General features: G+C 67.7%; 12 protein-coding genes and 1 tRNA gene. 4 read left to right on the forward strand and 9 right to left on the reverse strand.

The annotated features are described in order from the left end of the window. Window positions 1-20: 20 nt before the first annotated feature. Window positions 21-602, reverse strand: a complete 582-nt coding sequence (locus ACIHAX_RS09440) for a PPA1309 family protein (protein ID WP_397276767.1) — start codon at window positions 600-602, stop codon at window positions 21-23. Between the two features lie 210 nt (window positions 603-812). On the opposite strand from ACIHAX_RS09440, the gene ACIHAX_RS09445 reads away from it, so the two are divergent. Then, complete coding sequence (locus ACIHAX_RS09445) at window positions 813-3,815, forward strand: UPF0182 family protein (protein WP_355079941.1); 3,003 nt, start codon at window positions 813-815, stop codon at window positions 3,813-3,815. An 83-nt stretch (window positions 3,816-3,898) separates the two neighbouring features. Here the strand turns inward: ACIHAX_RS09445 and ACIHAX_RS09450 are convergent, their stop codons facing one another. Beyond that, window positions 3,899-4,444 (reverse strand): transglycosylase family protein, encoded by a 546-nt coding sequence (locus ACIHAX_RS09450; protein ID WP_355079939.1) that lies wholly within the window; start codon window positions 4,442-4,444, stop codon window positions 3,899-3,901. Between the two features lie 529 nt (window positions 4,445-4,973). Between ACIHAX_RS09450 and ACIHAX_RS09455 the strand changes: the two genes are divergently transcribed. Beyond that, window positions 4,974-5,047: transfer RNA gene (locus ACIHAX_RS09455), tRNA-Met, on the forward strand. Window positions 5,048-5,193: 146 nt separating this feature from the next. Here the strand turns inward: ACIHAX_RS09455 and ACIHAX_RS09460 are convergent. From ACIHAX_RS09460 to ACIHAX_RS09475, 4 genes are read right to left on the reverse strand one after another with little or no spacing between them, the layout of a single operon-like run. Continuing rightward, entirely contained in the window at window positions 5,194-5,523 is a 330-nt protein-coding gene (locus ACIHAX_RS09460; protein ID WP_397276769.1) for a ScnB, read from the reverse strand. Continuing rightward, window positions 5,520-6,230, reverse strand: a complete 711-nt coding sequence (gene scnC, locus ACIHAX_RS09465) for a thiocyanate hydrolase subunit gamma (protein ID WP_355079885.1) — start codon at window positions 6,228-6,230, stop codon at window positions 5,520-5,522. The genes ACIHAX_RS09460 and scnC overlap by 4 nt, the downstream gene beginning before the upstream one ends. Beyond that, window positions 6,227-6,526 (reverse strand): SH3-like domain-containing protein, encoded by a 300-nt coding sequence (locus ACIHAX_RS09470; protein ID WP_356960827.1) that lies wholly within the window; start codon window positions 6,524-6,526, stop codon window positions 6,227-6,229. Before ACIHAX_RS09470 ends, scnC begins: the two co-directional genes overlap by 4 nt. Beyond that, window positions 6,523-6,948 carry a hypothetical protein gene (locus ACIHAX_RS09475; RefSeq protein WP_355079882.1) on the reverse strand — a complete coding sequence of 142 codons (426 nt, stop codon included), beginning with the start codon at window positions 6,946-6,948 and terminating at the stop codon, window positions 6,523-6,525. The genes ACIHAX_RS09470 and ACIHAX_RS09475 overlap by 4 nt, the downstream gene beginning before the upstream one ends. Window positions 6,949-7,583: 635 nt before the next feature. Between ACIHAX_RS09475 and ACIHAX_RS09480 the strand changes: the two genes are divergently transcribed. After that, window positions 7,584-8,390, forward strand: coding sequence for a VOC family protein (locus ACIHAX_RS09480; RefSeq protein WP_355079880.1), 807 nt, complete (start codon window positions 7,584-7,586; stop codon window positions 8,388-8,390). A 195-nt stretch (window positions 8,391-8,585) separates the two neighbouring features. Here the strand turns inward: ACIHAX_RS09480 and ACIHAX_RS09485 are convergent, their stop codons facing one another. Further along, window positions 8,586-9,257, reverse strand: coding sequence for a response regulator transcription factor (locus ACIHAX_RS09485; RefSeq protein ID WP_355079878.1), 672 nt, complete (start codon window positions 9,255-9,257; stop codon window positions 8,586-8,588). Beyond that, window positions 9,254-10,417, reverse strand: a complete 1,164-nt coding sequence (locus ACIHAX_RS09490) for a histidine kinase (RefSeq protein ID WP_356960830.1) — start codon at window positions 10,415-10,417, stop codon at window positions 9,254-9,256. The genes ACIHAX_RS09485 and ACIHAX_RS09490 overlap by 4 nt, the downstream gene beginning before the upstream one ends. 220 nt (window positions 10,418-10,637) lie before the next feature. Here ACIHAX_RS09490 and ACIHAX_RS09495 point away from each other — a divergent pair, with 220 nt between their 5' ends. Next, window positions 10,638-11,561: a sterol desaturase family protein gene (locus tag ACIHAX_RS09495; protein WP_355079874.1), complete on the forward strand. Its 924-nt coding sequence runs from the start codon at window positions 10,638-10,640 to the stop codon at window positions 11,559-11,561. Window positions 11,562-11,652: 91 nt separating this feature from the next. Here ACIHAX_RS09495 and ACIHAX_RS09500 read toward each other — a convergent pair whose 3' ends face one another. Further along, window positions 11,653-12,459, reverse strand: a complete 807-nt coding sequence (locus ACIHAX_RS09500) for a nuclear transport factor 2 family protein (protein ID WP_397276773.1) — start codon at window positions 12,457-12,459, stop codon at window positions 11,653-11,655. Window positions 12,460-12,591: the final 132 nt, after the last annotated feature.

Here is a 12,591-nt window from a genome sequence, read left to right on the forward strand (position 1 = left end):
CGCACCGGAGCGTCAGCGCTTCACTCCAGGGTGTGATGCAGCGCTTCGACGAGGTTCGGCGCCAGATTGGGGTAGGTGCGCAGGTCGAGGTCGCCGAAATCGTCCGCGTCGTCCGCGGGGCGCAGCTGCAACAGGCACAGCGACGCGCCGTCGCGCAGCACCGCGGCGAACAACCGGGCCTCCCGGCGCTCCGGGTGCGCCTCGGCGGCGGCGCGCGCGGCCGCGTCGGCGGCATCGTGGTCGGCCAGCAGCGGGGCGAGCGCGTCGTCGAGCGTCGATTCGGCGTCCGGAGGGAGCACCACGATCTCCTGCACCAGCACGCAACCGCGGACGGCGGGGGGCCAACTGGTGGTGGCCAGGAATTCGTCCAGGGCGATCGAGCCGCCGGTGATGTCGTCCGGGAAAGCTTCCTGGGCGACCGGCGTCAGCTCGTCGCCCTCGTCGAGCTGATCCTCCAGTTCCGGCTGCGCCGCGACCAGATCCGCGGTCGGCACCAGGGCGAACATCTGCGGGGGACGGCCCCACCCCTCGGCATCGACGAATTCCGCCACCTCCCGGACGGATCGGGCAAGGACGAGTTCGGCGTGCAGGTCTGGGCTCACGCGAACATCCAATCAAACCGCAGGCGCGGACAGCCGGAAACCCGGGCGATCGGTTCCCCGGCGCGGCAAGCGCAACCCTGCCAGCTGCATGGTGTCCGATTTCCGTAGAGTGGGCCGAGACGGTCCGGAAGGACCACCCGCAACATCGGACTGCGGCGCATCGGCCGAGCGTATCGGTGCGAGCGTCGCCGGACCTTGGAGAGTGGCATCGTGGGCATGCGGCCCCCCACCGGCTTACCTTCGCTGTCCCGACGCAGCCGTGTGCTGCTGGTGGCGGCCATCGTCCTAGCGGCGTTACTGCTGCTCGGGCCGCGGTTGACGGACACCTACACGAATTGGCTGTGGTTCGGCGAGGTCGGCTTCCGCAACGTGTATCTCACCGTGCTGCGGACCAGGGTGCTGCTGTTCCTCGTCGTGGCGGCCTTCGTCGGCCTGGTGGTCTGGCTGGCGCTGCTGCTGGCCTACCGCACCAGGCCGGTGTTCGTGCCGGTAGCGGGTCCGAACGATCCGATCGCGCGCTACCGCACCACCGTGATGAGCAGGCTGCGGCTGTTCGGCGTCGGCATCCCGGTGCTGCTGGGCCTGCTGTCGGGTCTGGTGGCGCAGTCGAACTGGGTGACGGTGCAGCTGTTCCTCAACGGCGGATCGTTCGGCGAGAAGGATCCGGAGTTCGGCCTCGACGTCGGCTTCTACGCCTTCGACCTGCCCTTCTACCGGATGGTGCTGAACTGGCTGTTCGTCGCGGTGGTGATCGCGTTCTTCGCCAGCCTGGTCACCCACTACGTCTTCGGCGGCCTGCGGCTGACCGGCCGCGAGGGCACGCTCACCCGCCCCGCGCGCATCCAGCTCGCCGTACTGGCCGGGATCTTCGTCCTGCTCAAGGCGATCGCCTACTGGTTCGACCGCTACGAACTGCTTTCCAGCAGCCGCAAGGAACCCACCTTCACCGGCGGTTCCTACACCGACATCAACGCGGTGCTGCCCGCCAAGCTGATCCTGCTGTCCATCGCGGTGATCTGCGCGCTGGCCTTCTTCGCGGGCATCGTGCTGCGCGATCTGCGGGTGCCCGCGATGGCCGCCGCGCTGCTGGTGCTGTCCTCGATCCTGGTCGGCGCGGTGTGGCCGCTGGTGGTCGAACAGTTCTCGGTGCGGCCGAACGCCGCGGACAAGGAGAGCGAGTACATCGAACGCAACATCGCCGCCACCAGGCAGGCGTTCGGCATCACCGACGACAGGATCGATTACAAGGACTACAAGGGCGAGAGCAGCAAGAGCCCGCTCGAGGTGCCGGTCGACGCCGCGACCGTCGGCAACGCCAGGCTGCTCGACCCGAACATCCTCTCGCCCACATTCACGCAGCTGCGCCAGCTGAAGAACTTCTACGGCTTCCCGGAGTCGCTGGACATCGACCGCTACAACCTCGACGGTGACGTCCAGGACTACATCGTCGCCGCCAGGGAGCTCTCGCCCGCGGCGCTGAGCGGCAACCAGACCGACTGGATCAACCGTCACACCGTGTACACCCACGGCAACGGCTTCGTCGCCGCCCCGGCCAACCGGGTGAACAAGCCGCCGTCGGACGATCCGAATGCCGCGGGGGGCAGCGGCGACGGCGGTTATCCGATCTTCATGGTCAGCGATCTGTTCACGCCGGCGGACAAGCAGCGGATCAAGGTGGACCAGCCGCGCGTCTACTTCGGCGAGCTGATCTCGCAGGCGAACCCGGACTACGCGATCGTCGGCGCGATGGACGGCCAGCGTCCGCGCGAGTACGACTCCGACACCGCCCAGTACACCTACACCGGCAAGGGCGGCGTGCCGATCGGCAACTGGTTCAACCGCCTGGCCTTCGCGGCCAAGTACGCCGAGCGCAACATCCTGTTCTCCTCGGCCATCGGCGACGACTCGAAGATCATCTTCAACCGCAGCCCGCGCGAGCGGGTGCAGAAGGTCGCGCCCTGGCTGACCACCGACGGCAACGCCTACCCCGCGGTTGTCGGCGGACGGATCGTCTGGATCGTGGACGCCTACACCACGCTGGACAACTACCCCTACGCGCAGACCACCTCGCTGGAGGGCGCGCTGGAGGACAGCATCGACAAGAAGACCGGGCGGCTGCTGCCGCGTAAGGCGGTCAGCTACATCCGCAACTCGGTGAAGGCGACGGTCGACGCGTACGACGGCAGCGTCACGCTCTACGAGGTGGACTCCTCGGACCCGGTGCTGAAGGCATGGCGCGGGGTGTTCCCGGGCGCGGTGAAGCCGGAGAGCGAGATCTCGCCGGAACTGCGGGCGCACTTCCGCTACCCGGAGGATCTGTTCAAGGTGCAGCGCGAGATGCTGTCGAAGTATCACGTGGACGATCCCCGAGAATTCTTCACCAACAACGCTTTCTGGTCGGTTCCCGCCGACCCGACCACCGAGGGCGGGACCACCGCCAACCAGCCGCCGTATTACGTGCTGCTGGGCGACCCGAAAACGAACAAGCCGACGTTCAATCTGACCAGTGCGATGACCGGCTACAACCGGCCTTATCTCGCGGCCTATATCTCGGTGCGTTCCGACCCGGACGGCTACGGGAAATTCACGATTCTTCGATTGCCAACGGACACACAGACATTGGGTCCGCAGCAGACGCAGAACCGGATGACGACCTCGCCTGAGGTGTCCCGCGAGAAAACGCTGCTGTCCAATTCGAACAAGATCAAATATGGCAATCTGCTGACCCTGCCGGTCGCGGACGGCGGCATCCTCTATGTGGAGCCGTTCTACAACGAACGCAACACCGGGCCGAACACGGCGACCTTCCCGCAGCTGCTGCGGGTGCTGGTGAGCTATCGCGACGAGGCGGGCAACGTCAAGGTGGGCTACGCCTCGACTTTGGCGGACGCGCTGAACCAAGTGATCCCGGGCGCGGGCGCGCTGGCGACGCCGTTCGGCGGTGACTCGGGCACCAGGCCCAAGCCGGGCACCACTCCGGTCCCCGCCGAGAACGGCAACAACGGGACCAGTAACGCCTCGACACCGCCGCCCGCTTCGGTCCCGCCACCGGCGACGGGATCGTCCGCCGCCAAGGACGCCGCGGCGGCCGAGCTCAACCGCAAGATCGAGAACGTGCGCAACGCCATGCGCAGCGGGAACTTCCAGGACTTCGGCCGTGCGCTGGACGAGCTGGACGCCGCGGTCAAGGCGTATCAGGACGCCGGTCGCTGAGTAGTGCCGCCGGATAGGACCGGCACGAAGAAAGACGCCGCCATCATCGCGATGGCGGCGTCTTTCTTTCGGCGCGGGATGGGTCAGCGACCGAGGGAGTCGATCAGCGCGCTGTTCTGGCTCAAGATCTGCTCGAACTGTCCCTTCAGGCCGTACTGCTCGGCCAGCTCGTCCGCGGCGGACTTGGCCTTCTCGACCACGGACTGCGCCGCGCTCACGGTGGGCTGGGCGGGCTCGGGCACGGCGGGAAGTTCCTCCGCCGGGGCCAGCGTCTCGGGCTCGGAGGTGCCCTGGCGCAGGTACCGGCCGCACACCGGCCACGCGCCGGGGCCCTGGGTGGCGAGCACGTTCTCCGCCACGCGAATCTGCTCCGCCTTGCTGGCGGTGTGGGCCGAGCCCTTGCCGCCGTTGGCGGCCCAGGTGCTCTGCGAGAACTGCAGGCCACCGTAGTAGCCGTTTCCGGTGTTGATCCCCCAGTTGCCACCGCTCTCGCACTGCGCGACGCCGTCCCAGTCGTGGGTGGCCGCGGAGGCGGAAGCGGTGGAGAATGCGAACGGGACGGCAACAAGAGCGCCGGTGATGGCGGCGAAGCCGATGGCGCGGGTGCTGATCTTCCGGTTCTCAGTCATGGTCGTTTCCCTCCCTGCGCCCGCCGGCACGGCGATCGTGCTTACTGCCGTGTCCCTGTCCCCAGGTCGTCGGGGATCCTCGAGCCGCGGGACAGGGTCACCGGTGTTCGGCGGTTCGAGTTCGAGCCCGTCTCGGATGATCCGGGCCGTGGAGTGACGGTAACGAAGAATTCTCAGCAGATCACATCTTGATAACGCCGGAATTGCATGATTCGAATAACTCGAATATGCGAGTTTTACCAGGTGGGAAACGTCGTCAACACGCTGATTCCGTGCGAAGTTATCGCATCGTTATGTGAGTGAGATCACCCTGAAATGGTGAAGTAGGTCACGTTTGAAGTGCGTTTTCGGTGGTGAATCTTGAGGGCGCGGTGTGGAAATGTGCGGCATCGTGATTGCTGCGGCATGGTTCCGGAGTTCGGTGGCGGGCGGATGTTCCTGTCGTGCGGTCTGTTCACCTCGTCGAAACCGCCTCTGAGCTGGCGATTTGCAGACTCTGCGAACCCATGTGTAATGTTGTGTTCACCGACGCGGGGTGGAGCAGCTCGGTAGCTCGCTGGGCTCATAACCCAGAGGTCGCAGGTTCAAATCCTGTCCCCGCTACTAAGGGAAAACGGCTCCGGAACATGGTTCCGGAGCCGTTTTGCGTTGATCTGGCAGCACCTCGGCATCGCTGTCGTTCCGAGCCGGAACGGCCCGGAACCGGCGAGGCTCCGGGCCGTTCGGGTCGGGCCGCGGCGCGCGCGGGGCTACTGCCGGTGGAATCGCTCCCGGACGGCGTCCATGCGGGCGCGTAATTCGTTCGGGCTGATCACGCCGCGATCCATCAGGGTGTGCGCCGTGACGACGACCGATCGGGTGCGTACCGGGAAGTCGCGATAGATCGTCTCGCCCAGTGTGTCCTCGGCGTGGCGGCGTTCCAGGTTGTCGAACGCGCCGCGCCACGAGAGGCATTCGCACGTGGCCTGCATGCTGGACTCCCACGGGTCGGCTTTGCCGTCGAGCTCGAGCAGCGAGGTCTCCCGGTGCGACGCGGGGTCCAAGGTCTCCAGCAGGACTTCGTACGGACCGCTCGTCACGGGCGTCCCTCCTTCTCGGCGGCGGCTTCGACTCGGTTCGGTGGCTGCTGTGCGGTCCAGTCGGCCTGGGGCAGCGCCACGCCGATCATCGTGTCCCGGGTGACGATGGCCGCCAGCTGTTCCTCGGTCCAGCCCTCGGTGCCCTCGGGGCGCATCGGCATCACCATGAACCGCGACTTCTGGTTGGAGTCGTGCACGCGGATCTCGACGTCGGGCGGGAAGTGCAAGCCGAATTCGGCGAGCACTTCCCGGGGCCAGCGCACCAGGCGGCGACGGTAGTTGGGCGTGCGATACCAGTCCGGGGACATCCCGAGCACCGGTCGCGGATAGCACGAGCACAGCGTGCACACGATGACGTTGTGCACCTCGGGCGTGTTCTCCAGCACGTAGAAGTAGGTGTAGTCGCTCGGCGTCCCCGATCCGGTCGGATCGCGCCAGTCGATGCCGATCTCCTTGCACGTCTCGGTGCCGTCGGCGAGCAGGCGGGCCTTGAACTCGGGGTCGGTCCACGCCTTGGCGACCAGCTTCGATCCGCCGTGCGGACCCACCGATTCGGCCCACTCCGCGAACCTGCGGTGGTCTTCCTGGGAGAAGAGCCCCTTCTCGATGGCGAGTTCCCGCACCGCCGTCTCGAGCACCTCGAATTCGCTGATCTCCTCGCTGGTCCGGATCGGCGCGTGCGCGTCGTGATCGTGGGTCCGGCTCACTGGGCATCCTCCTCCGCGGGCTCGAGCCAGCGCTCGGAGACCTCCGTCTCCAGGGTGTCGACGTCGAAGCCGGTGTATTTGGGCCATAAATCCTTCTGGCGGAATCGCACGACGTAGAACGGCTCGACGCGACCGTCGTCCCGTCCCCATGCCTCGTCCTCCGGGATGATCCACTCCGGCCGGTACTCGACGACGACACCTATGTGCCCGCGGGTGTAGGCCTGGGTGCGGGTGTGGAACATCGACGTGGCGTCGCGGACGCGCACACGGTCGCCGATCCGGTATCTCCTGCTCATGTGCGCGCCTCCATTCGTGCGCGTACTTCGTCCAGCTTGGCCGACAGTTCGTCGGGGGTGATCAATCCCTTGGCGACCAATGTCTTCGCCGCGACGGTCGCCCAGCGCGCGTAGTAGGGGAGACCGAAGTACAGCGTCGCGCCGAGGTCGTTCTCCGCTCGCCTGCGTTCCTCGGAGTTCCATACGCCGCGCCAGCCGAGGCATTCGCAGGTGACGTACGTGCTCATCTCCCAGGCCTCTTCCTCCTTCTCCCGGTACTCGACCGGAGTGTCCGGCTGGCCGCCCACGTCGTGCAGAACGTGTCGGAGGGCGGCGAACAACGCGTTCGAGATCTCGTAGGGCGAGTCCAGCGGCTCGCGAAAGACCGGTGCGAGGTCCGCGACGCGATGCTGCAACTCGTCGAATCGGTTCGGTGCGCTCATCATGTCTCCGAAGTGACGGATCCGGGGTCCACGGCGGGGCGGTTGCGGCAGGTGTGCTCGCGCACGCCTTCCCGCGTAGGAACTGGAGGGGGAACGAGCGCCATGGAAACTCCAACGGGACGGCCCGCCCAGCAGGCGGGTGCAGTCGGACGACGGGTGTGACCTCAGTCACAATCGCATGGTTCGGATACCGAGCGTACACGTCGAGATCGATTTGCTGAAGGATGCCTGTGGCGCGGCGAAGACGGGCGCGCCCGGCTCGGAGAATTGCGCTGCCGACCCTCTTGACTAGCGGAAAATGTGGAGGAAACTAGTCATTACACCGGAGCACCGGTAGGTGAGCGCACTGTCAGCTGAGACGTCGGTAGGCAGTGAAGACACCGACCCAGGATCCGGCTAGGCCCCCGGCAAGCCAGTCGCAAAACCGGAGACTCAGCGACGACTGAGGATCACGGAAACGACGAGACTACCGGGGACTGATCTGTGTAGGGGGTCTTTCGCCTGGTCTCAGGCTCGCGAACAGGACCGGAGTGTCGGCTGAATCGGCCCACTCCAACGGAATGCTGATGGTTGACTAGCCGTGTGCCGGCTGTCTCGGCCGCACATTCGGCAACCCGTATCAGGAGGCACCCGCAATGCCCACTCATGACGGAAGCTGGCCGCAGGGAACACCGTGCTGGGTCGACTGCCAGGTCGACGACCCGGCGCGCGCCCGCGAATTCTACGGCGCACTCTTCGGCTGGGAGATCCAGGACAGCCCGCCCGAGGCGGGGGGATACCTGATGGCGATGCGCAACGGCCGCGCGGCCGCGGGCATCGGACCCAAGCCGGAAGGCATGCCGATGCCGTCGGTGTGGACCACCTACCTCGCCGCCGACAGCGCCGACGCCATCGCGGAGAAGGTGAACGCCGCGGGCGGTTCGCTGATGATGCAACCGTTCGACGTACTCGATGTCGGCCGCATGGTCGTCGGCGCCGACCCCACCGGCGCGGTCTTCGGGATCTGGGAGGCCAAGGCCCACAGCGGCGCGGGGGTATACAACGAGCACGGCGCCTACTGCTGGAACGAACTGCACACCAGCGACTACAAGAAGGCCCAGGAGTTCTACGCCGATGTGTTCGGCTGGCAGTACTCCGAAATCGGCGACGGCGAGAATTTCGTCTACTCCACCTTCAGCTTGCCGCAGGGCGGGGACGCCGTCGGCGGCATCAACGACTCGACGAAGATGCCCGGCGACAACCCGTCGTATTGGCTGGCCTGGTTCCAGGTCGGCAACACCGATGACGCGCTCGCCAAGGCGCGCGATCTCGGCGCCACCGTCATGTCCGGACCCGACGACAGTCCCTTCGGCCGCATGGGCCTCGTCCAGGGGCCGCAGGGTGAGGTCTTCGGCCTCATCGACCCGACGACGACAGTCGGGGAGCCGCCGACCGGCGCGTGAGTCGTCCGGCGGCGACAACCGAGCCGCTGCGCTCGCTTGTCGCCGCCGGAGCAATCGTGGTTTCGGCGGGGGTGTCGACGGACTCCCGGCTCGCGGCGCGGGAGCGTAGGGCCCGGTCGACACGGTTCATGAACGACGCTCGTGCCGAAGGGTGCGACGATTCGTCGAGGTCCAGGCCACGGTCGGTATACCGGGTCAGTCGGAGCGCGCCGATTCCGGCGACACCAGACCGTGCTGATGGGCGTAGACCACGGCGTGGATGCGATCGCGGACACCGAGTTTGGCCAGGATGCGGGAGACGTGGGTCTTCACCGTCTCCTCGCCGACGCCGAGCTGAGCGGCTATCTCGGCATTGCTGCGCGCGTCGGCGAGCAACAGCAGCACCTCCAGTTCGCGGGCGGTGAGCTGATCGACCTCCGGTGGGGTGCGCGGCGGTGCGAGCGTGGTCGCGAAGCGGGAGACCAGACGGCGGGTCATCGACGGATCGATCAGCGCGTCTCCGCGCGCCGCGATCCGGATGGCCGTGACCAGTTCTTCCGGCGGCAGGCTCTTCAGCAGGAACCCGCTGGCGCCCGCCTGCAGTGCGCGATACAGGTTGGCTTCGCTGTCGTAGGTGGTGAGCACCAGGACGTGCGTGCCGCCCGCGGCCACGATCGCGGCGGTGGCGGCGAGCCCGTCCAGTTTCGGCATCCGGACGTCGAGGATCGCGACATCCGGTCGTACCCGGGCGGTCTCGCTGATCGCGGCGCGGCCGTCGCTCACCTCGGCGACGCAATCCAGATCCGGCTGACTGTCGACGACGGCGCGCAGGCCGGAACGGAACACGCTGTGGTCGTCGGCGATCAGGACGCGGATGGGCAGGTTCACGATCCTCCGATCGGCACCGACACCGTGGTGTGCCAGTGCGTGGCGTCGCGGCCGTAGTCCAGGTCGCCGTCGAACAGCTCGGCGCGGCGGCGGATTCCGTTGAGGCCACGCGGTACCGAGGTGTCCGCGGTGACCGGTTCGGGGGCGAGGGGATTGGTCGCGCGCAGCACCACCCGCTTGGGCAGGTACTCCACCTCCAGTCGCGCGTGCGTACCGTCTCCGTGCCGCAGCGCGTTGGTCAGCATCTCCTGCACGATGCGGTACAGCGTGATGTTCAGCGAGTCCGGCAGTTCCACCGCCTCGCCGCGCACGCTTGTCTCGACGTCCAGCCCGGCCGCGCGGACGTGCTCGATCAGCCCGTCGATGTCGGCCAGTCCCGGCTGGCGCTGCCCCTCGTCCTCGTGGCCGTGCAGCAGGTCGAGCTGGCGGCGCAGATCGACCATCGCGGCCCGGCTGCTGGACTCCACCGCGGACAGCGACCGGGCGGCGGCCTCGCTCGCCGTGCCGCCGAGGGCCAGCCGCGCCGCGCCCGCGTGGATGCCGATCGCGCTGACGTGATGCGAGATCACGTCGTGCAGGTCGCGGGCGATGGCGGCCCGCTCATCGGTGACCGCGCGCTCCACGGCCGTCCGGTGCTCCTGCTGCCGCAATCGGGCGCGCTGCTCCAGATCGGCGATGTAGGCGCCGCGCGCCGCCGTGTAGCGGCCGACCAGCCACGGTACGCAGCCCGCGGAGACGGTCGCGGCGAGCAACAGCCGCCAGTCGTGCGCCGCGGCGCTGTCGGTGAACAGGTGCGCTCCCGCGACTCCCGCGCATAGCAGCAGCATGGTGAGCACGGAGGTCGGCCCGGCGAGCCATGCCCCCGCGCGATATCCCGCCACCAGGAACCCGACGTCGGCGAATCGCACCGGGAATCCGTGCCGGTACAGCAGCAGCGCGGCCAGGAGCCGGACGAGCACCTGCACCGCCGCGACCACGCCCGCCGTCCGGGGCGGCGCGGCCAGGGCGAGATCGGCGGCGACGATCGCCGTCACGGCGGCGACCGTCTGCCACGGCGCCACCGCGAACACGCCGCACAGACCGAGCACCACCGCGTCGATGGCGGCGGCCACCACGGCGACCACCACCGACTGGCGAGCCAGCGACCTGCTCACGTCCACCAGTTCGTCACCGCCTCCATTCGGTTCCGGTGCCGAGCCCTGAGGGTGATCCTAATGATCGGGCCCCGTCCGAAGACGCCGCACGGACGACAACTCTGCCCGGGTGCGGACGCGCCCGCGTCCCCCGTGCGGGGGACGCGAAGTCCCTCGTCGGCGCGATGTCTTCCCAGGCCCGAGGCCGTAGCGTCGGGGATCGACGGCAGACGAAGAAGGAGTACCCATGGGCCGTGTGGAGTTCGAGTTGCTGACCTACGCCATCCCAGCATTCGCGGCGCTCATGCTGGTCGAGTGGATCGCCTACCGCCGTGATCCCGACCGATCCGGCAACGGCGGATCGGCCAGCGACACCGCATCCAACGTGACGACGTTCACGCTGGGCAGGCTGGTCAAGCCGCTGATGCAGCATCTGGTGCCGTTCTCGGCGGTCGTCGTCGCCGCGGCGATCACGCCGCTGCACCTGTCGCCGCGATCGTGGTGGGTCTGGGTGCTCGGCTTGATCGTGACGGATCTCTGCTACTACTGGGCGCACCGCGCCGATCACCGGGTCCGGCTGATGTGGACCGCGCACAACGTGCACCACTCCAGCGAGCACTTCAACCTCTCCACCGCGCTGCGCCTCTCCTGGCTGCATCCGATCCCCAACATCCTGCGTGGACTGGCGTGGGTGCCCGCGGCGCTGCTGGGCTTCCCGGCCTGGATGATCTTCCTGTTGCAGGGCATCGGGCTGCTCTACCAGTTCCCGATCCACACCCAGCGGGTCCAGACGCTGCCGCGCCCGATCGAATTCCTGTTCAACACCCCGTCGCACCACCGCGTGCATCACGGGTCGAACAAGCCCTACATCGACAAGAATTACGGCGGCATCCTGATCATCTGGGATCGCATGTTCGGCAGCTTCGCCGCCGAGTCCGAACCGGTCCGCTACGGCCTCACCAAGAACATCGGCACCGACAATCCGCTGAAGGTCAACTACCACGAACTGGCGGCGCTGATCCGCGACGTGCGCGGCGCGAGCACCTGGCGCGGGCGGCTCGGGTACGTCTTCGGCCCGCCCGGCTGGACCGAGCACCCCGCACCACCTGCCTCGATCGAGCCGCCGGTCCGCGCCGAGGAGCACGTCCCAGCCGTGCGACTCGCGTCCTGATCGACTGGTGACGGGTAGCCGGGCGGCACCAGCCGTCCGGCTACCGGCGGCATCGGTGCCGTTCGAAAGCGGCGGATGACGTGAGCTCGGATCAGACGGAATCGAGATAGAACCGCAGACTCGTGATGCCGTCGCCATCGGTCGCGAACTCCACGACCGCGACTCCCGGTATCGCGCCGAGCCGCACACTCGCCGTGACGGTGCGTCCGGCGGCGATCACCTTGCTCCAGCGCATGTTGCGCGCTCGATTCGTGAACTCCTCCACCGACACCGGTGTGCCCGCGGGCAGTTCGATGTCGACCCGCTGCCCGACCAGCTCGCGCACGGCGCTGAGGTCGGTGCTCGCCGCGGCGGCGAAAAGCCTTGTGGTAGCCCGCTTTCCGCGACGGCCCACGCCGCCGAGCGCCCGCAGCATGCCCAGCGCCCCGCCGACGCCCTGGTTGACGATCAACTGCGGTCCGAGCTTCAACGCGGCGGCGAGCCCGGGCAGCCCGGTGCGCAACAGCTGCCAGATCATGCCCGCCAGCTCCCAGTGCGCGGCCAGGTAGGCGATCTTCCAGACGCCGTCCTGTTCCACCAGCCGGTAGCGCAGATGCATCGGGACCGAGACGGTGGCGCCGGTCGACATCGTGGTGACGATGGTCAGGTCGCGCAGCACCGTCGGCGGATGGACCAGGTCGCGGTCGACCCGGAACGCGATGGTGTTCGGCCCGATGAAGGTGTCGTAGAAGCGTTCGATGGCGGCGCGGCCGACGTGCGGGCGCGAGCCCACCGGGTCGTTGACCTCCGCGTCCGGGGCGAACAGGCCGACCCACGCGGACTTGTCGTGCGCGGCGACCGCGAGCGGCGACGCCTCGACGGCCGTCAGCAGCGCTGCGCTCGAGTGATCCAGCGGCATGGCAGAACCTCCGTCGACGTGAGCCGGACTCGACATATGGTAGAACAAGTTCTAGTTTTGGCGTCGTGATCCGGTGTGTCCGCGCCGGTCGCCTCCGCGCGACAAGGGAACTCGATGGACTGATCCACCGGG

The sequence above is a fragment of the Nocardia sp. NPDC051929 genome (assembly GCF_044548645.1).
GTDB classification, from domain to species: Bacteria; Actinomycetota; Actinomycetes; order Mycobacteriales; family Mycobacteriaceae; genus Nocardia; species Nocardia sichangensis.

Excerpts from the sequence above, each read along its gene's own strand:
- ACIHAX_RS09495 (WP_355079874.1), top strand. The coding sequence starts at position 10,638 with ATGGGCCGTGTGGAGTTCGAGTTGCTGACCTACGCCATCCCAGCATTC.
- ACIHAX_RS09450 (WP_355079939.1), bottom strand. The coding sequence starts at position 4,444 with ATGACTGAGAACCGGAAGATCAGCACCCGCGCCATCGGCTTCGCCGCC.
- ACIHAX_RS09500 (WP_397276773.1), bottom strand. The coding sequence starts at position 12,459 with ATGCCGCTGGATCACTCGAGCGCAGCGCTGCTGACGGCCGTCGAGGCG.
- ACIHAX_RS09470 (WP_356960827.1), bottom strand. The coding sequence starts at position 6,526 with ATGAGCAGGAGATACCGGATCGGCGACCGTGTGCGCGTCCGCGACGCC.
- ACIHAX_RS09480 (WP_355079880.1), top strand. The coding sequence starts at position 7,584 with ATGCCCACTCATGACGGAAGCTGGCCGCAGGGAACACCGTGCTGGGTC.
- ACIHAX_RS09475 (WP_355079882.1), bottom strand. The coding sequence starts at position 6,948 with ATGAGCGCACCGAACCGATTCGACGAGTTGCAGCATCGCGTCGCGGAC.